The following is a 19,096-nucleotide window of genomic DNA, read 5'->3' as shown; positions in this document are numbered from 1 at the left end:
TTGTCTGCTGTTCTAGCCTACCCGAGTGACTGCAGGGCCCGTCGAATCAGGCGCCGGTCTGTGCTCCAGCACACAGGTAGCGGTTATCCACATAGGGACGACGGCGGCCCACAAGTATGGCGCGGATGGCTAGCGTGGGTGGTGCAAACGCACGAAGGATTCGAACCCATGACACTCCACTGCACACTGGTGGCCGGCCCGGGGTCACCCCGGTGCCAGGTGCCGCTGGAATTGTCCATTGATATCCCTGACGGCACCGGGGGCGCCGTCCTTCATGACCAGCTGGTGCGGAAGTTCGGTTCAGGCACGGTCACTGTGGACGGCGAGGACCTGCGTTCACTGGTCGTCGGGACAGCGCCGCTCGTCAACGCGGCTGTTCTGGTCGATGGCGGGGCCGGGCGTGCGGCCCGGCGGTTGCGCGAGCGGACGCCGCGTGATGCCGGGGCTCCGCTCGCCCTCGTGATCCACAGCGGAGCGGCGGCGGGAACTGTGGTGCCCTTGCGGCGGGGCAGCTACAAGGTGGGCCGAAACGGAACGCGGATTGTCATTCCGGACCCCGAACTGTCCCGCGAGCATGCCGAGATCGTCGTCACTGACTCGGAGATCATCCTTCTCGATCTCGACAGCGCGAACGGTACCTACGTTGACGGGGAAAGAGTCCGGAGTACCGCCATCTCGACCGACTCCACCATCCGCTGCGGGAACTCGCACATGGCGCTGCTTTTCATGGACGTGCCTGAACGGGCGCTGTCGGAGGCCGGGAAATCTGTTGCGGAACCCATCACTGTCCCTGCCCGGGCCGACGCCGGCAACCGGACGCTCCTTGTTTTAGGGGCGCTCCTTCCCTTGGTGATCGGCGTGGGCCTGGCGGTCCTTACGGGTATGTGGATGTTCCTTGCCTTCTCCGCGGCGTCCGCGGTCTCCGTCCTTATCCCCCTCAGCACCGCCAGGCGGCAGCGTCGGGAATTGTCGTCCGTTCTCCAGGCCGCCGTTGAGGAGGACCGGAAGCGACGACGGCGGAGCGCACCTTCCCTGCCGATCGTTGCGCTCGCTGCCAGACCAGGGCCTGAGCCCTCCCTTGCCAGTACCGGTTCGGAAGCCGTCTGGTTGCGGCTGGGCCAGGCCGAACAGTCAGCCAATGTGCGAATCGAGCCGTCCGGCGGCCCCCTGGCAGTCCCCGCGGCTGGCACCCTCCCCGTCATGCTGGATCCGGGCAGGCCGCTGACCACGATGGCCGGCCCACCCCCTGCCGTCGACGGGTTAATGAGGTCCATGGTCATGCAACTGGCCGGCTACCCTTTGGGCAGGACCACGCGTGTCATCATCCATGGGTCGCCGGAAGATCTCCCCCTGGCCGCCAGATACCTTCGCGGCGTGACACTTACGGCTACGACGCGTGCCGGTCTTGAAGCAGTAAAGGAAGGAACCGCCTCCGGTGATGGGCGGCAGGTCGTGATCATTCGAGGGACGGCCGCCCCGCCGGGGTCCCATGACGCCATTCGTGACGCAGCCATACAGCGCGGATGCCAGGTTATTCAGATGGTGTCGGGGGATGCGGCCCCGATGCAGTCCGATGTGCTGATGTCCGAACGCCGGTGCGTCCTGCGCGAGGCCAACGGGGAAAGATCGTTTGTCCCCGATCTGGCGCCGGGGGACGTGTTCACGGAGTTCTGCCGGCGCATGGCCGTGGCATCAAGGCCGCGGGACCGCCGGGATCACAGCGTGCCCGCATCGTGCGGCCTGGAGGAAATCCTGCCGCTCTCCGCGGCGGATGTCAGAAGCCGCTGGGACTCCAGCCCGCAGGACGCGGGACTGACGGTCCCGATCGGAGTCGGTGCGTTCGGCGTGCGTACCTTCGACCTCCAGGCCGACGGCCCGCACCTGCTGGTGGCCGGCACCACCGGTTCCGGCAAATCAGAACTGCTCCGCAGCCTCGCACTGGGCCTCGCCCTGAGCTACCCGCCGGAGCGGGTCAATCTGTTCTTCATCGACTTCAAGGGCGGATCGGGCCTGGCCCCGCTCAGCGGACTGGTCCATTGCGTCGGCCTGCAGACCGACCTTTCCGCACATGATCTGGAGCGAACCCTGACGTCGCTCCGGGCCGAAGTGCGGCTGCGTGAAGAATGCCTTGCGGCGGCGCATGTGCCGGATATCGCCACGTACAGATCTGTGCCCGCCGCCAGGGACTTCACCCTCCCCCACCTCGTGATCATCATTGATGAGTTCCGCATGCTTGTCGATGACGCACCGGAGGTGCTGCGGGAGTTGCTGCGGATTGCTTCGACAGGACGTTCGCTGGGCATCCACCTGGTCATGGCGACCCAGCGGCCGCAGGGGGCCTTGACTGCAGACATCAGGGCAAACGTCACGTCCAGCATCGCCCTTCGTGTGCAATCCGAGATGGAGTCGGTAGACATCGTCAGTTGCAAGGCCGCCGCTTCCATCAGTGTCGATGCCCCCGGCCGGGCATTCATTGCGCGGGGCATGGAACCAGCACAGGAATTCCAGGCCGCATCCCTGGCCCCGGCGCCCGGATCCCGCCGCAGAACCGCAGTCACAGTGCAGCCTACGACGGCTCACCTCACCTCCAGCGGATCCTTCGCGGACAAGGAGAATGCTGTTCAGCAGACACCCGCCCAGGCAGTGGCTCCCCTGGCGGCCATCGTGAAGGAGCTGTGCGCCGAACGCAGGGAGCGGCCGCCACGGCGGCCGGTCGCCACTCCATTGCCGGATGAGTTGGACGAGTTGGACGAGCACGCCGTCGGACAGGCAGATGCCGGTGCTGCGCCTGCGGAGGACGGCTGGTCCGTCCGGCTGGGCTGGAAGGACCTGCCACAGAAGCAGGTAGTCGAGCCACTGGTCTGGATCCCCGCCAGGGACGGCCACACCGCATTCATCGGCACTTCCGCTTCCGGCGCCGGTGAAAGCCTGGAGCAACTTGTCAGAAGGCTGATGGCGACAGACACGGAAGCACATTTCTACTTCCTGGACTCGGCCGGTGCCTTCCTGCCGCTCGCCGCTGCGAAACGGACGGGCGCCCATGCCGGGCCGCATGATCTGCGCCGGGCGGTCCGTGTCCTGGAGCGACTTACCGAGGAACTGGGACAGCGCCTCAGCCATCCCTTCGGAAGCGACATCCCCCTCGTCGTGGTCGTCTCCGGATGGGGATCGTGGGTTTCGGCATTCCGGTCCGGGCCACTGGCCTGGGCAGAAGACCTCGTCCATGACCTTGTGCGTGATGGAACCCGTGCGGGAATCACGGTCCTGATGTCCGGAGAGCGGGAACTTGTTACCTCGAGGTTCTTCGGAGCCCTCCCCACGCGGTTCTACTTTCCTGCCGGTTCCAACGAGGACTCCAGGGCCGCGTGGCCCCGGATGCCCGCGACCCGTGCGGTGCGGGGAAGAGCAGTTGGATATGGCCCTGTCGCGGGGGGCGGACCGGCCGTGTGCCAGTTCTATCGCCCGTCACCCGCCGGCGCCATCGCCCGGACGGCAGGCAGTGGCGCTGCAGAGGATATGCCGGCAGCGTCGCGTCCGTTCAGGGTGGAACCACTGCCGGACAGGATAGCAACCGGTCTGGTGGCATCGCTCGCGCTGTCTTCGCAGGATCCCCTGCTTGCTGGAGCAGGAACACAGACCGGGCAGCGGCGGAACCTGCTCGTGGGAGTGGCGGGCAATGAAGTGGGCGCTGCCTCCTTCCGGATGCCGGACAGCGGCGTCGTGGCCGTGCTCGGCGGACCCGGGAGCGGCAAGAGCAATGTCCTGCGGGCGCTGCAGGCGTTGAACCCCGACACCGCCTGGGCATGCCCTGGGTCCGAAGAAACAGGTGAGGAAGGGTGGAACCGCCTGCTGTCAAAGGCAGAGGCCGGACTCCTGCCGAGGAGGACCGTGATGCTCGCTGACGATGTCGACCTGCTCATGCCCGCCGCCCTGGGACATTTGGGACAACTGCATGCCCTCGGCCATGCGCTCGTGGTCACTGCCGGGTACAGCCCCATGCTCGCCCACCGGATCCCACTGCTCATGAGCGCCCGGGAAGCGGGCACGGCAATCCTGCTGGCCCCGCGTTCCCTGGGCGACGGTGACCTTTTCGGCGTCCGCTTCGAGGTCGAGCCGAACCCGCCCCCGGGAAGGGGCGTCCTCATCTCGGCTGGCCGGTCCTCCCCCGTCCAGGTGGCCTGGGCCGGTGAGGACTAAGGGCGGCGCCTCGCCGTCCCCGCCCGGCCGGTCGAGGGCTTAGAGCGTGGGCGTACTCCCGGTGCGGGAGGCATAGCTGATCACCTTGCTGGAAAACAGGAGAACGATGGCAATGACCGCGGGCACCACCATCGCCAGTCCTGCGGGAACCAGCCCGCTGGTCAGTGCCGGAACCCCGATGGTCAACACGAACAACTGTGCAACAAGCGCCGCGGCCCTTGTCCAGCGGTAACCCCTGTGAAGGAAGACGGCGACCGCGTACAACCATGCAGAGAATGCCAGCAGGAGTCCCAAGGTGAAAACCGCGCCCCAGAAGGAGAGCACCGGGCTTCCGCTGAACAGTTGAAAGGCGTACCAGGCCGCGGCGGCCAGGAGTGCGGTCGCCTCGGCCCCTGCAACGAGCGCCACCACAACGGCCGCGGGAGGCACGGCGCCCCGGGCATCAGCGGCCTCAGGGGCCTGCCGCGGGTCGTCCGGGGAAGATGGGCCTGGAGGGTTTACCGGGGGTCTTGACACACTGGCACCCTACCGGAGATAGTCGGACACTGGTGAGGGCCCGCGCCGCCAGTGTGATGCATCGCTCAGGATTCACGGGATATCAAGCGCTATTACCCCTTGTTTACACAGCGTTAACATGACAGGCTTTATTCAGATGACCAAGGGGGCCCCGAAGGGCCCTTTTCCTTTGTAGCCACTAGTGAATAATTTCACAAAGGCTCTTCCCAGAAATGGAGCAACTGATCAGCATGGATTGGCGTAACCGCGCAGCGTGCCTCGACAAGGACCCGGAACTGTTCTTCCCCGTGGGAAACACAGGCCCCGCCCTCCTCCAGATCGAGGAAGCAAAAAGCGTCTGCCGCCGGTGCCCCGTGGTGGACACGTGCCTGCAGTGGGCTCTCGAATCCGGCCAGGATGCCGGCGTCTGGGGCGGAATGAGCGAAGACGAGCGGCGCGCACTGAAACGCCGTGCCGCCCGCGCCCGCCGCGCTTCCTAGAGTCCGCGCTTCCCCAGCAGGCACTTGCACCAAGTGGTGTGCACAGAGGCCCCGGCGACTGTCCGCAAGGAATCGTCGCCGGGGCCTCTGTCAGTTTTGCGGGAAGGCCCAGTGGGTTCCGCCGCCCGCACCAGGCTTACTTGCCTGCCAGGCTGAGCCGGATCTGAACCGCTGTTCCGCCGCCCTCCCGCGGCTTCCACTGGATAGTTCCGCCCAGTTCGCTCGTGACCAGGGTGCGGACAATCTGCAGGCCCAGCCCCTCAACGTGCGGGGTCTCGGGAAGCCCCACACCGTCGTCGGCAATCGTCACCATCAGCTCTTCGCCGTCTTCGCCTTCGGAGCGGTCAGCCATAAGCCATACCGTGCCGGCCCTTCCCTCAAGGCCGTGCTCGACGGCATTGGTCACGAGTTCGTTGATCACAAGCGCCAGCGGGGTGGCAAGATCGCTGGGCAACTCACCAAACGTGCCGGAACGCTCCGTCCTGACCTGCTGCGACGGCGAGGCAACCTCAGCGGACAGGCGGAACTGGCGCCCGATCAGTTCGTCGAAGTCAACGCTCTGGGTCAGGCCCTGCGAGAGTGTTTCGTGGACCAGGGCAATGGTGGCCACGCGCCGCATCGCCTGCTCCAGTCCCTGCTTTGCCTCGTCGCTCACCATCCGCCGGGACTGCATCCGCAGCAGCGCAGCAACAGTCTGGAGGTTGTTCTTGACGCGGTGGTGGATCTCACGGATGGTGGCGTCCTTGGTCACCAGCTCCATCTCGCGCCGCCGAAGCTCAGAAACGTCCCGGCACAGGACCAGGGCACCAAAGCGCTGCTGCTCGTCCCGCAGGGGAATGGCACGGAGGGAGAGGCTGACGCCGCGGGATTCGATCTCGCTGCGCCACGGCATCCGGCCGGTCACCACGAGCGGCAGGGTCTCGTCGACCATCCGTCGGTCCTTGAGCAGGCCGGCGGTGACTTCGGCGAGCGAACGCCCCTCCAGGGATTCGCCGTCCCCAAGGCGGCGGAATGCCGAAACACCGTTGGGGCTGGCATACTGCACCACGCCATCGGCATCCAGCCTGATCAGCCCGTCCCCCACACGGGGAGCACCGCGGCGCGACCCTGTCGGGGAAGCGAAGTCCGGCCACAGCCCCAGCGTGCCCATCCGCAGAAGGTCATAGGCGCACTGGCGGTAGGTCAGCTCCAGCCGGGACGGCATCCGGGAACTGGACAAGTCCATGTGCGTGGTGACCACCGCAAGGGTCCGCCCGTTCCGTACCATGGGCACGGCCTCGACCCTCAGAGCCATCTCGCTGTTCCAGTTTGTTTCACTGGAGCGCTCGATGGACCTGCTGTTCCAGGCCTTGTCCACGAGCGGCTGCAGGTCCGAGCGGATGCCCTCCCCCACGAAGTCGCTGTGGAAGGCGGTGTGCGTGGTGGAAGGGCGGACGTGGGCCAGCGCAATGTACCCTAGCTCCGGGTGGGGGAACCACAGCGCCAGGTCGGCGAACGCGAGGTCCGCAACCATCTGCCAGTCCCCCACCAGGAGGTGCAGCCATTCGGCATCGCCCGGCCCGAAATCAGCGTGCTCCCTGATGGGGTCCGTAAAGATTGCCACTGCACCTCCAGTTGCGACGCCGCGTTGCTAGCGTCGGACGATTGACCTCAAGAGCCTCAATGCTACCGACAGTGAGGCCATGTCGTCGGCCTCGAGCGCGTTCACCTCGTCGAACATGCTCTTTGCCCTGCCCAGCTGCTCCGCATTCTGCGCCTCCCACTCCTTGAGCCGGGACTCCGGTGAGTCGGAAGCGGACGTAGCGTCCAGCACCGCCGTCGTCATATCCGACACGGTCGAGTAGAGGTCGTCGCGCAAAGCTGCGCGGGCGAGCGCCTGCCACCTGTCCTGCCGCGGCAGGCTGCTGATCCGCTCCAGCAGCGAGTCCGCATGGAAACGGTTGAAGACCGTGTAGTACACCGCCGCGATCTGCTCCACGGGTTCCTTCCGCGTCCGGGCGATCTTCGCGATGTCCAGCAGCACGAAGCTTTCGAACAGCTCCGCCCAGCGGAGTGCCAGGCCTTCGGGAAGCTCCCACTCGCGGCCCTTGTCCAGCCACTCGGCCACCCGCTTACGGTCATCGCCGCGCAGGTAGTCCAGCAGCCGCGCCCGCATCGGGTCCATGAGTGGTTTGAACTCAGCCACCACGTCCGCGATCGGGCGTGAAACACTTTCCTGGCTCAGCAGCCAGCGCACGGCCCGGTCCAGCAACCGCCGGATATCCAGGTGCACAGTGCTCCAGTATTCCGTGGGGAAGGACGCCGGGAGACTGTTCAGCTCGGCCACCATCGCATCCAGCTCGTACACCTCGCGCAGCGCCACAAATGCCTTCGCCACAGCCACCTCGCTGGCCGAGGTCTCCTCCATGACCCGGAAGGCGAAAGTGATGCCCCCGAGATTGATCATGTCGTTCGCCACCACGGTGGCGATGATCTCGCGCCGCAGGGGGTGGGTGTCCAGCTCTGCGTCGAAGCGTTCGCGCAGCTGGCGCGGGAAGTAGGACCGCAGGGTGCTGCGGAACCACGGATCGTCGGCAAGGTCGCTTTCCCGCAGGGCCGTGGCCAGTTCGATCTTGGCATAGGCGGCCAGCACCGAGAGCTCCGGCGACGTGAGGCCCTGTCCCTGCTGGAGCCGTTCCCGCAGGGTCTCGGTGCTGGGCAGCGCCTCGAGATCCCGCTTCAGGTCGGCGGACTTTTCCAGCCAGTCCATGAGCCGCTCGTAGCTCGGGCTCCATTCGGCCACCCGTGTCCGGTCGTTCAGGAGCAGGATGTTCTGGTCGATGTTGTCTTCGAGAACCAGCCGGCCCACTTCATCGGTCATGGCGGCAAGGAAAGCAGCCCGTTCCTCTGCCGGGAGCTTGCCGGCAGCAACCATCCGGTCCACGAAAATCTTGATATTGACCTCGTGGTCGGAGCAGTCCACGCCCGCGGAGTTGTCGATCGCATCGGTATTGAGGATGACCCCCTGCAGGGCCGCCTCGATACGGCCGCGCTGGGTCATGCCCAGGTTTCCGCCTTCACCCACGACCTTGACACGCAGGTCCCGGCCATCCACCCGGATGGCGTCGTTGGCCTTGTCCCCCACGGAGGCATTGGTTTCCGAACTGGCCTTGACGTAGGTGCCGATCCCGCCGTTGTAGAGCAGGTCCGCCGGAGCGAGCAGGATGGCGCGCAGCAGTTCCGGCGGGCTGAGTTCGGCAGTGTCCGCCGGCAGCCCCAGTGCGGCCCGCACCTGGCTGGACACCGGAATGGACTTTGCCTGCCGGGGGTAGACCCCGCCGCCCTCGCTGATCAGCGATTTGTCGTAGTCGTCCCAGGATGACCGGGGCAGTTCGAAGAGCCGCTGCCGCTCGACAAACGAAGTTTCCTCGTCGGGATTCGGGTCGAGGAAGATGTGCCGGTGGTCAAACGCAGCCAGCAGGCGGATGTGCCGGGACAGGAGCATCCCGTTGCCGAAGACATCCCCGGACATGTCCCCGACGCCGACGACGGTGAACGGCTCGGTCTGGGTGTCGAGGTCGAGCTCGCTGAAGTGGCGCTTCACGGATTCCCAGGCGCCGCGGGCGGTGATGCCCATGGCCTTGTGGTCGTAGCCCACCGATCCGCCGGAGGCAAAGGCGTCCCCCAGCCAGAACCCGTACTCCGCCGAAAGTCCATTGGCGATGTCGGAGAAAGTAGCCGTCCCCTTGTCCGCCGCGACCACCAGGTACGAATCGTCGTCGTCGTGCCGTACAACGTCCGACGGCGGCACGAGCCGCTCGCTGTCGCCTTCAGTCAGGAGGTTGTCAGTGAGGTCCAGGAGGCCGCGGATAAAGGTCTTGTAGCTTTCGACACCTTCCGCCATCCATGCAGCCCGGTCGGCGCTGGGATCCGGAAGTTGCTTCGCGAAGAAGCCGCCCTTGGCGCCCGTGGGCACGATGACGGCATTCTTGACCGTCTGGGCCTTGACCAGCCCCAGGATCTCGGTCCGGAAATCCTCCCGCCGGTCGGACCAGCGAAGCCCACCGCGCGCAACCTTGCCGAACCGCAGATGCACGCCCTCCACCCGGGGCGAGTAGACCCAGATCTCGAACATCGGCCGCGGGAACGGCAGGCCTTCGATCTGCGCCGGATCCAGCTTGAAGCTCAGGTGCGGTTTGTCCTGGTAGAAGTTGGTGCGCAGCGTCGCCTCGATGAGGTTGGCGAAGGTGCGCAGCACCCGGTCGGCGTCCAGCGTGGCGACCTTCTCGATCGATGCTGCCAGGTCGCTGCGGACGGATACCTGCGCTTCAGCACGCTCAGCATCGCTCAGGGATGGATCGAACCGGGCTGCGAAAAGAGCGGTCAGCCCCCTGGTCACATCCGGGTTCGCCAGCAAGGTGTCGGCCATGAACCCAAACGAGCTGGAGCTTCCCATCTGCCGCATGTAGCGCGCGTAGGCGCGGAGCACGGTGACCTGCCGCCAGTGCAGCCCTTCCCGCAGCACCAGACGGTCAAAGCTGTCCGACTCGGCTGCCCCGGTGACGGCCGCGCCGAAGGAGTCAGCCAGCAGTCCGCCGGTGGATACCGGATCCACCCGGGCCGGGTACTTTAGCCCGAGGTCGTAGAGGAAGAAATCGCGGCGGTCCGCCGTCTCGATTTCGAACGGGCGTTCATCCAGGACCTCAAGTCCAAGGTTGTGGAAGTACGGCAGGATCTGGCTCAGGCTCTTCGGCTCAAGCATGTATAGCTTGACCCGCGCATCCTCCTCCAGCGTGGCTCCCGCACCCTCAGGCAGGTAGACGTGGACTCCGGGCCGGTCCTGCGGGGCACCCTCGGTACGCTCGGCGGCTGCACCGTACTTCTCAAAGCGTGCAATGTCCTCAAGGGCGTCTTCAACCTCGTAGTCCACCCGGTAGCTGGCGGGGAACGCCTCGGCCCAAATGGCGGCCAGTTCCTTGGCTTCAGCGGGGTCACGCCCCTCCCGCAGGACTTCGGCAATGCCCTCGCTCCAGGAACGCGCGGCACGGACCAGCCGCTTCTCCAGCTCCTCGCTGTTGACATGGCTGACGTCGGCGTCCTTGGGCAGCCGGATGCGGAAGAACAGCCGGGCGAGCGCCGACTCGGTCATGCGGGCTTCGTAGTCGATGGACACTGCCTGGAACGTTTCCCGCAGTTCCTGCTCGATGCGGAGCCGGACGTTGGTGGTGTAACGGTCACGGGGCAGGTAGACGACGGCGGACATGAAGCGGCCGTAGATGTCCGGCCGCAGGAACAGCCGGGTGCGGCGCCGCTCCTGGAGTTTCTGGATCCCGAGTGCGGTGGCGGCGAGGTCGGGGATTTCGATCTGGAACAGTTCGTCGCGGGGGTAGGTTTCCAGGATTCCGAGCAGGTCCTTCCCGGAGTGTGAGTCCGGCGGGAAGCCCGCGTTCTGCAGCACGGCCTCAACTTTGTCCCGGACGATGGGGATGTCGCGTACCGATCCGGCGTAGGCACTGGTGGCAAAGAGGCCGATGAAACGGCGCTCGCCATTGACGTTGCCTGCCGCGTCGAAGCTCTTGATTCCGATGTAGTCCAGGTAGGCCGAGCGGTGGACCGTGGAACGCGAGTTGGCCTTGGTGATGACGAGGGCCCGCTTTTCCCGGGCCTTCTTCCGGCCGGTATCGGTCAGGTGCTGGATGTGCGGGGAGTCGGCGGCCGCCCGCAGCAGGCCCAGTCCGCTGTCTTCCCGCAGTTCAAGGACGTCTTCGCCGTCAACATTGACGAGGTCGTACTCCCGGTAGCCGAGGAAGGTGAAGTTCCCGTCGTCGAGCCACCGCAGCAGGTCCTTGGCCTGGCGCAGTTCCGCGATCTGGCCCGGGTGGGCCACCTGGTCCAGGCTTTCGGCGATCTGCAGTGCCTTCTGGCGCATTTTGGGCCAGTCCTCGACGGCGGCCCGGACGTCGTTCAGGACACGCGCCAGCCCCGCCTGCAGGGAGGCCTTGGCCTCGTCAGGAACACGCTGGATCTCGACGGCGATCCACGACTCCATGTGGGATGCGTTCTCACCCTCGGCGATGAGGTGCGAAAGGTTCGGCATGGCGGCGGTGTCCCCGCTGGAGATGCCCAGATGCGCCGGGACCTTGTTGACCTTGACCAGTTCGCCCGTTTCACGGTTCCTGGTGGCTACGAAAAGCGGGTGGACCACCAGCTTGATGGCGGCATGCTGCCGGACCAGCTCCGCGTTAACGGAATCGACGAGGAACGGCATGTCATCGGTGACGACGAAGACGACGCTGCTGTCTTCTTCGTCCACGATCGACACCTTCGCCTGCCCGCGCTGACGCACCGACGCTGCCTTCCGGTGCTCCTCCGCACGGGCCACCAGCACGTCCCGGGGGTAACTCCGGGCGTCCTCTTCGGCCAAGTGCTGGTAGTAGTCCCCCATGAAACCCTCAAGGCCTTCAATGGAGAGGGGCTGATCCTCCACACTGGATCCAGACGACATCGACAACGCCTCCATCAAAAGATATTCGCCGCACCATTGCAGCTCTTATGGCGAGCCTAGTCCTTTGCCCTTCGGCGTGGAGTGGAAGAAAATACAGAGGATCTTGGCTTTTGCTGGACGGGTGCACAAACCAGATCGCGGATGGCGTGGCGGAGCGACGTCTCGGGCGCGATCTCGAGCAACAGGGCCCCGCCCAGGAGGGCGGCGTCGGCGGCTGCATGATCGTAGGGAAGAAAGGCCGTGAGCTCCGCGGCAGGCCCGAACCTTTCCCAGGCATCGCGCAGCTGGCGCTCCGGTCCCCTGCCAACGGCGGACGCACGGACCTTGTTCATCACGATTACCGGCGCGGCCTGGGGCACCGCGGCCTCCAGTTCGGCGAGTGCGCGCACGAGCCTCGGTACGCCCACGGGATCGGCCGACCCTACGGCATAAACCGTGTCAGCGAGCTCAAGAGGGCGCAGCGTGGCCGCGTTGCGCCGCGGGGCCGAGGTGTCGAAGCTGAGTTCTTCATCGGCTTCGAGGCAGAAGCCCGTGTCCACCACTACTGCGTCGACGACCTGCCGCGCGCGTTCGAGCACCAGCGCCAGGGCAGGGGCCCGCAACTCCGTCCAGCGGTCAGCCCTGGTAATTCCGGTGAGCACCCTGAACGTCCCTGCAGCGGTGGCGACAGTGCTGGCTATCCTGCGAAGAGCGTCGGAATCGAGCTGGCCCTGGTCGGCCAACCGGCAGGCCTGCGCCAGCCCGGCCGATTCATCCAGCAGCCCCAGGACGGCAGCCACGCTGGGGCCGTAGGTATCGGCATCGACCAGCAGTACTTCCTTCCCATCGGCGGCGAGCTCACCGGCGATGTTTGCCGCCACGGTGGTCCTGCCCGGTGATCCGGCGGGGCCCCAGACGGCGATGATCCTTCCGGCGCCCGGCCCCTCCGCCTCCGCCGGCGGTTCGGCAGGCTCGACGCCCAGGGCTGCAGCTGTATCCGCGGTTGCGCTGAGGTCCGCGGGACGTGCGGCGCCGGCCAGCTGGGCGACGGCATCGGCAATCCGGTCGGACAGCTCCGCCGATTCCACTCCCGTAAGCGCCGATGCCACCCCGATTTTACGGAGCCTGGCGGCCTCCTCGCCGCTGTCCGTCAGGGCGATGATGGCCACTCCGACCGCCCCCAGCCGGTCCACCAGGGAGGCAGTCAGGCCCTCAGAGCCCTCGGCGACCACAGCAGCCCTTGCCAGTCCGCTTTGGCAGGCGGCCAGCAACTCAGGCAATTCCCCGCACCTTCGCACCACTGTCACCGGGCCATGCAGGCGCTCCAGCCCGCCCACCAGGTCGTCCCTGCTCTGGCCCACCGTGACGACAGGAATACTCATCGGGTCCCGCCAGGATTCCACACGACGGAGATCTTCGCTTCATTGGCCTGCGCTCCCAGCAGCGCGGGCATCTGACCGTCTTCGACCAGCACCATCAGCACCGTGGTCTTGGATGACCCAAGCGCGGTCGACCCCGTGGTCACCTCGGCGATCTCCGCGCCCGGAAGGACGAGCTTCGGCTCGCTGAATCCGTTCTTTGCATCCGGCTGCGCTACCCATACATCCACCCGGGCACCGGGCACGGCCTGCGAGGGCAGGCTCTGCTCAACCTGGATGGCAACGGGCTTTCGGTTCAGCTGGTCCACTTCGCCGAGGCTCGCACGCGGAACAAGCTGGTCCTTGGCAATTCGCTGGACGGCCACCGTTCCTTGGGGAAGCCCATCCGAGGCAGTGATGTAGTGCTGCTCGGCATCGCCGAGCCGCACCTTGACGCGGACCACGTTTTCGGGAGTCAATGTCTCCCCCACGGCAATGCCGTCCCGGGCCGCGTAGACCTCGGTGGTGCGGTCGGCGCTGCCCACCAGGAAGGCGACGCCGGCCACAGAGGCCAGGACCAGCAAAATTCCCACCATGAGCCGTGGATCTTTCCACGATGGGCGCTTCAGGCGCGCCGCGGTGGCAGCTGATTCAGGAACCATACCGTCTCTCCCCCCAGGTCGCCGGGCCTGTCACCTTGGACCGGACACCTCATTGTTGCGGCAAGGCGGCGGGAACAAAAGTCATTTACCTAAATGCCGCCAAACTGTGGATAACAGCGGCAAACTGCACCTTCTGGTGGCAAAATAGGTTCATGCCCAGGTTCCTTACGCTCGCGGACGTCGCGGAGCAGCTCCAGATCAACTCCCCTGCCGCGTACGCGCTGGTCCGCAGCGGCGAGCTAAAGGCCATACAGGTCGGCGGCCGGGGCCAGTGGCGGGTTGAAGAGAAGATGCTGGAGCAGTACATCGAGGAACGCTACGCCGAAGCCTCGCGCATGATCCAGGAGTCGCGCTCCAAGTCGGTATGACGGTCCCGGACAAGCAGACGGCACCGGTGGCCCCTTAGGGGCCGCCCGGTTTGGAGGACCGGAGCATGGCCAGGGCCATGAACGGTATGGTCGAGACCTGGCCGACGTTCCGGCTGCGGCGTACTTCGCCCGGGTTTAGTGTAGCCAGGTCGATGTAGTCCTTGCCCACACGGTCGATCACCCCGTAGAGGGTCACGATTCCGGCTCCGCCGCCCATGGACACCGACAGCTCTGCGCGGTCCCGGGCGAGGCAACGCAAGGAATGCGCAAGTCCTATCGAGCGGCGAACAGGGGACGTTTCCGCGTGGATGCGCCTGCCCAGGCCCACATAACGCGCTGCAGCGTTGAAAGGGATCAGCACCTGTTGGTGCTCCTCGTTCAATAGCAGAGCGTCGGCCCCGACGTGCATCACTTCGCCGTGCACCGACTCACCGCAACTGAGGTGTATTCCGATCCTGTAGCCCAAGGCAGCGCGCAGCCGGTCCTCCAGCTGTTGGTTGACCAGCTCGGCACGCGTCCGCTCGTTGACCTCGGCATCCAAGGCCAGCCGGTCCGCTTCCGCGAACTGGCTTTCCATGTCGTCAAACAGGGCTTCCCAGCGCATCCGGCCAGCGTAAAGCGCACCGGGCCGCCGGTCAACGAGCCCACCGAATTGCCTCCAACGTATGGACAAACAGCGGGCAATCCGTTCAAACTGATGCAAGCAGTATCAAACTGCATCAAAGTGCATCAAACGGACGGAGAGCATCGTGGACATTCGCAGGCCCAGCCGGGCTGATACCGGTACCGCGCTCGGCCTGCTGGTCCTGGGGATTGTGCTCTGCCTTCTGGGGCGCGGCCTCTTCGAACGGTGGGAGGTATCCGTCTCGCGTCAGCAGGACCCTACCGTCGAGGCCCTCCTGGGGATCGCCGCAGCAGCGTCAGGCGCTGCTCTGCTGCTGTGGTGGACCATCTCGCTGTTGTCCGCGGGCGCCAGTGTCCTGCTGGAGCGCCACGGACAACGAAGGGCGGCGGCAACGGCACGGCGGCTCTCTCCAGCTTTCATGCAGCGGCTGGCCATTGCCGCGCTGTCGCTGCAGCTGGCCTCAGGGGTGGCGGCACAAGCAGCTGTCACAACCCCGGGGCCGGCGTGGTCTCCGACAGCGGCGCAGTCCTCGTCCGCGTCTTCGAATCCTGGACCCCACCCAAGCCAGCCAGTCAGTGGGCGCCCCACCGGCCCCGCCTCCGGACCGGAGCGGGGTCCCGCCTTGGGGAGCGCGTTCCTGGAGCGTACCGGGGAGGCTGAGGGGCAGCCGCCCGCGGACGCGCTGTCCCCCGGCTGGCGCCCGGCTTCCCTGCCTGTGGAGCCGGGCCCGCTGGCGGCACAGGAAACCCGGCAAGCCACAACTGTGGAACCAGGCGCCCGGAGGACTGCCGTGACGGTGCTGGCCGGAGACACCTTATGGGACATTGCCGCCGCCCACTTGGGGGCAGAAGCGTCCGACGTCCAGATAGCCCTCGAATGGCCCCGCTGGTATGCAGCGAACCGCGGGCTGATCGGTTCCGACCCGGACGTGTTGCTTCCCGGCCAAATACTTCTGGCGCCCGCGCCGGCCTAACCGCAGCCGCGCCACCTGCGCCGGCCCATCCAACACAAAGGGGAAAACGAATGACTGCAGTGAGGCCCATCCGCGCCGTCCAAAACGGGGTCGGCCAGAACCGCGCCGTCCAGGACAGCTCTGGCCAGAACGGGACTGGCCAGAACCGCCCCGGCCAGGACGGAAATGCCAGAGTGGGGGAAGACGGCAAGGTGCCGGCACCGGTCCCCCCGCCAATCAAGGCCGGCGCTGCCCCTGGCGTCGCCCGGCCGGTGCCTGTACCGCTTCGTCCGGTCAGCGAAGCCGCGGAAGTGCGCGCCATTACCCGGGGCACCGTGCAGGCATCCATGGAGGTCCTGGCGGGCATCCGTCCGGTCCATCAACTCGCGCGGCGGCTTGACCCGCGTTGCCTGGCAGCGTTGCAGCACCGTGCGGCCCTGATCCGGCGCGAAATCAACCGGACCGGAAATCCTGCGCTGGCCCGTCTGCACCGGAACTCCGCTGTCCGGTCCGTCAGGGTGTGCGAGGTGGCTGACGGCGTTTATGAAGCCAGCGCGGTGGTGGTGGACGACGCACGCGCCCGCGCCGTTGCCGTCCGCCTTGAGCGGAGCAAGCAGATCTGGCGGGTGGTTGAACTTGTTATCGGGTAGCCACCGCGCAAAACGCGTACAGGGCAGGGACGCTCCGCCCCTGCCCTGTATCCGATACCGGTGCCGCGTGCCGGCTAGCGCTTCTTCTTCTTCGCGGGGCGTCTTGCCGCATCCTGGGCCGCCGCCTTGGCGGGATTCCCCGACCGCCCACTTGCGCGGGTCTCAACCCGGGTCTGGGTTTCACCGCTTTCGCTTGGCGCCGTGTACTGCAGCTGGGCCGGCTTGTCCGGTGCTTCGAGGCCTGCGGCCCGTACCTGCGGTTCCACGTGCTCAGTGTGCCCGCCCGCGGCGTCCGGCACCATCACGTCCTGGGCGGGCGTCACTTCCACTTCAAGGTTGAAGAGGAACCCGACGCTTTCCTCACGGATGGCTTCCATCATGCTTTGGAACATGGCGAAGCCCTCGCGCTGGTACTCCACCAGCGGATCGCGCTGCGCCATGGCACGCAGCCCGATTCCCTCCTTGAGGTAATCCATCTCATACAGGTGTTCCTGCCATTTCCGTCCGATGACGGAAAGGACCACCCGGCGTTCGAGCTCCCGCATGCTTTCCGAACCAATGGCTTCCTCGCGGGCCTGGTAGACCAGGCGGGCGTCGGAGAGCAGTTCTTCCTTGAGCAGTTCCACGGTCACCCGGGACTTGCCGCCGGCTTCGTCGATGATCTCTTCGGCCGTAACGCTCACGGGGTAGAGCGTCTTGAGGTTTGTCCACAGCTGGTGGAAGTCCCAGTCGTCCCCGTTGCCTTCGGCGGTTGCCGCATCAATCAGGGCAGTGATGGTGTCCTCGACGAAGAACTGCACCTTCTCATGCAGGTCATCGCCTTCCAGGATCCGCCGGCGGTCGCTGTAGATGGCCTCGCGCTGGCGGTTCAGGACGTCGTCGTATTTCAGCACGTTCTTGCGCTGCTCGGCGTTGCGGCCTTCAACTTGTCCTTGCGCCGAGGCGATGGCCCGGGAGACGAGCTTGGATTCCAGCGGGACATCGTCCGGAATGGAGCTGTTCATCAGGCGCTCTGCCGCCCCCGAATTGAACAGCCGCATGAGGTCATCGCGCAGGGACAGGTAGAATCGCGATTCGCCGGGGTCGCCCTGGCGCCCGGACCGGCCCCGGAGCTGGTTGTCGATACGGCGCGACTCGTGGCGTTCCGTCCCGAGTACGTACAGGCCTCCGAGGTCCAGGACTTCTTCGTGCTCGTCCTTGACCGCCTGCTTGGCCGCTTCCAGCGCCGCCGGCCATGCTGCTTCGTACTCTTCCGAGTCTTCCTCGGGATCCAGCCCGCGTTTGGCAAGCTCGGCGACGGCCGTGAACTCTGCGTTGCCGCCGAGCATGATGTCGGTACCGCGGCCAGCCATGTTCGTGGCCACCGTGACGGCGCCCTTGCGTCCGGCCTGGGCGACGATTGCCGCTTCCCTGGCATGGTTCTTGGCGTTCAGCACCTCATGCCGGATGCCTTCCTTCGCCAGGAGCTTGGAGAGGTACTCGCTCTTTTCCACGCTGGTGGTGCCCACGAGGACGGGCTGTCCCTTTTCGTGCCGTTCGGCGATATCGCGCACAACGGCGTCGAACTTGACCACCTCGTTCTTGAAGACCAGGTCCGGTTGGTCGACGCGCTGCATGTCGCGGTTGGTGGGGATGGCCACCACACCCAGCTTGTACGTGCTCATGAACTCGGCTGCCTCGGTTTCGGCGGTACCGGTCATGCCAGAGAGCTTGCCGTACATGCGGAAGTAGTTCTGCAGCGTCACGGTGGCGAGTGTCTGGTTCTCGGCCTTGATCTCGACGCCTTCCTTGGCCTCGATCGCCTGGTGCATTCCCTCGTTGTACCGCCGGCCGGCCAGGATGCGCCCCGTGTGCTCGTCAACGATCAGGACTTCACCGTCGAGGATGACGTAGTCCTTGTCCCGCTTGAACAGTTCCTTGGCCTTAATGGCGTTGTTGAGGAAGCCGATCAACGGCGTGTTGGCGGACTCGTACAGGTTCGAAATGCCGAGGTAATCCTCGACCTTCTCGATCCCGCTCTCCAGCACGCCCACGGTACGCTTCTTTTCGTCGACCTCGTAGTCCTTCTCCGGCTGCAACCGGAGCACCACTTTGGCGAACTCGCTGTACCAGCGGTTGGTGTCCCCCTGGGCCGGACCGGAGATGATCAGCGGTGTACGGGCCTCGTCGATCAGGATGGAGTCCACCTCGTCAACGATGGCGAAGTGGTGGCCGCGCTGGACCAGTTCGCTGCGGTCCCAGGCCATGTTGTCGCGGAGGTAGTCGAAACCGAACTCGTTGTTGGTCCCATAGGTGATGTCCGCCGCGTACTGCTCGCGGCGCACGGCGGGGTCCTGGTTTGCCAGGATGACGCCGCTGGTCAAACCGAGGAAACGGTACACGCGGCCCATAAGTTCGGACTGGTATTCGGCCAGGTAGTCATTCACGGTGACCACGTGCACGCCCTTGCCGGCGAGCGCGTTCAGGTAGGCGGGAGCGGTCGCCACCAGGGTCTTGCCTTCACCGGTCTTCATCTCAGCGATATTGCCCAGGTGCAGGGCGGCGCCGCCCATCAGCTGGACGTCGAAGTGGCGCATGCCCAACGTCCGTGATGAGGCTTCCCGCACTGCAGCAAAGGCTTCGGGGAGCAGGTCGTCGAGCTTTTCGGCATCGTGGTGCCGTTCCCGCAGGCGGTCTGTCTCTTCCCGAAGCTCGGCGTCGGTGAAGGTCTTGAACGAGTCTTCGAGGGCATTGATGGAATCGGCATAATTCCGCAGTTGCCGGAGTGTTTTCTTGTCACCCGTGCGGAGGATTTTTTCGATAAGTGATGCCACGTGAAGATGCTCC

At 65.8% G+C, this 19,096-nt stretch carries 12 protein-coding genes; 5 read left to right on the top strand and 7 right to left on the bottom strand.

Annotation, left to right across the window (positions count from 1 at the left end; all coding sequences use genetic code 11):
- Positions 1-168 precede the first annotated feature (168 nt).
- Positions 169-4,197, top strand: coding sequence for an FtsK/SpoIIIE domain-containing protein (locus K4G53_RS16375; protein ID WP_221386684.1), 4,029 nt, complete (start codon positions 169-171; stop codon positions 4,195-4,197).
- 39 nt (positions 4,198-4,236) lie between these two features.
- Here K4G53_RS16375 and K4G53_RS16370 read toward each other — a convergent pair whose 3' ends face one another.
- Positions 4,237-4,626: a hypothetical protein gene (locus K4G53_RS16370; protein ID WP_221386960.1), complete on the bottom strand. Its 390-nt coding sequence runs from the start codon at positions 4,624-4,626 to the stop codon at positions 4,237-4,239.
- A gap of 317 nt (positions 4,627-4,943) precedes the next feature.
- On the opposite strand from K4G53_RS16370, the gene K4G53_RS16365 reads away from it, so the two are divergent.
- A complete protein-coding gene (locus K4G53_RS16365) occupies positions 4,944-5,192 on the top strand; it encodes a WhiB family transcriptional regulator (RefSeq protein WP_003804966.1) in 249 nt (82 codons plus the stop codon).
- A 136-nt stretch (positions 5,193-5,328) separates the two neighbouring features.
- On the opposite strand, the gene K4G53_RS16360 is transcribed toward K4G53_RS16365, so the two are convergent.
- From K4G53_RS16360 to K4G53_RS16345, 4 genes are read right to left on the bottom strand one after another with little or no spacing between them, the layout of a single operon-like run.
- On the bottom strand, positions 5,329-6,795 hold the full coding sequence (locus K4G53_RS16360; RefSeq protein WP_221386683.1) for a sensor histidine kinase: 1,467 nt from the start codon (positions 6,793-6,795) through the stop codon (positions 5,329-5,331).
- A gap of 27 nt (positions 6,796-6,822) precedes the next feature.
- Positions 6,823-11,676 carry an NAD-glutamate dehydrogenase gene (locus tag K4G53_RS16355; RefSeq protein WP_221386682.1) on the bottom strand — a complete coding sequence of 1,618 codons (4,854 nt, stop codon included), beginning with the start codon at positions 11,674-11,676 and terminating at the stop codon, positions 6,823-6,825.
- 56 nt (positions 11,677-11,732) lie between these two features.
- Entirely contained in the window at positions 11,733-13,037 is a 1,305-nt protein-coding gene (locus K4G53_RS16350) for a P-loop NTPase (RefSeq protein ID WP_221386681.1), read from the bottom strand.
- Positions 13,034-13,675 (bottom strand): hypothetical protein, encoded by a 642-nt coding sequence (locus tag K4G53_RS16345; RefSeq protein WP_221386680.1) that lies wholly within the window; start codon positions 13,673-13,675, stop codon positions 13,034-13,036. The genes K4G53_RS16350 and K4G53_RS16345 overlap by 4 nt, the downstream gene beginning before the upstream one ends.
- 152 nt (positions 13,676-13,827) lie before the next feature.
- Here K4G53_RS16345 and K4G53_RS16340 point away from each other — a divergent pair, with 152 nt between their 5' ends.
- Positions 13,828-14,043 carry a helix-turn-helix domain-containing protein gene (locus K4G53_RS16340; RefSeq protein WP_018768505.1) on the top strand — a complete coding sequence of 72 codons (216 nt, stop codon included), beginning with the start codon at positions 13,828-13,830 and terminating at the stop codon, positions 14,041-14,043.
- Between the two features lie 34 nt (positions 14,044-14,077).
- On the opposite strand, the gene K4G53_RS16335 is transcribed toward K4G53_RS16340, so the two are convergent.
- Entirely contained in the window at positions 14,078-14,647 is a 570-nt protein-coding gene (locus K4G53_RS16335; RefSeq protein WP_221386679.1) for a hypothetical protein, read from the bottom strand.
- A 145-nt stretch (positions 14,648-14,792) separates the two neighbouring features.
- Here K4G53_RS16335 and K4G53_RS16330 point away from each other — a divergent pair, with 145 nt between their 5' ends.
- The gene (locus K4G53_RS16330) at positions 14,793-15,641 is read left to right on the top strand and encodes a LysM peptidoglycan-binding domain-containing protein (RefSeq protein WP_221386678.1); all 849 of its coding nucleotides are present in this window, start codon (positions 14,793-14,795) and stop codon (positions 15,639-15,641) included.
- A gap of 50 nt (positions 15,642-15,691) precedes the next feature.
- The gene (locus tag K4G53_RS16325) at positions 15,692-16,270 is read left to right on the top strand and encodes an Rv3235 family protein (protein WP_260323634.1); all 579 of its coding nucleotides are present in this window, start codon (positions 15,692-15,694) and stop codon (positions 16,268-16,270) included.
- A gap of 74 nt (positions 16,271-16,344) precedes the next feature.
- On the opposite strand, the gene secA is transcribed toward K4G53_RS16325, so the two are convergent.
- The gene (secA, locus tag K4G53_RS16320; protein ID WP_221386677.1) at positions 16,345-19,083 is read right to left on the bottom strand and encodes a preprotein translocase subunit SecA; all 2,739 of its coding nucleotides are present in this window, start codon (positions 19,081-19,083) and stop codon (positions 16,345-16,347) included.
- Positions 19,084-19,096: the final 13 nt, after the last annotated feature.

This window comes from Arthrobacter sp. MAHUQ-56, assembly GCF_019710585.1.
In the GTDB taxonomy this organism is placed as follows: domain Bacteria; phylum Actinomycetota; class Actinomycetes; order Actinomycetales; family Micrococcaceae; genus Arthrobacter.
The sequence above is the reverse complement of the archived record's forward strand: the minus strand, read 5'-3'. Positions and strand labels throughout refer to the sequence as shown.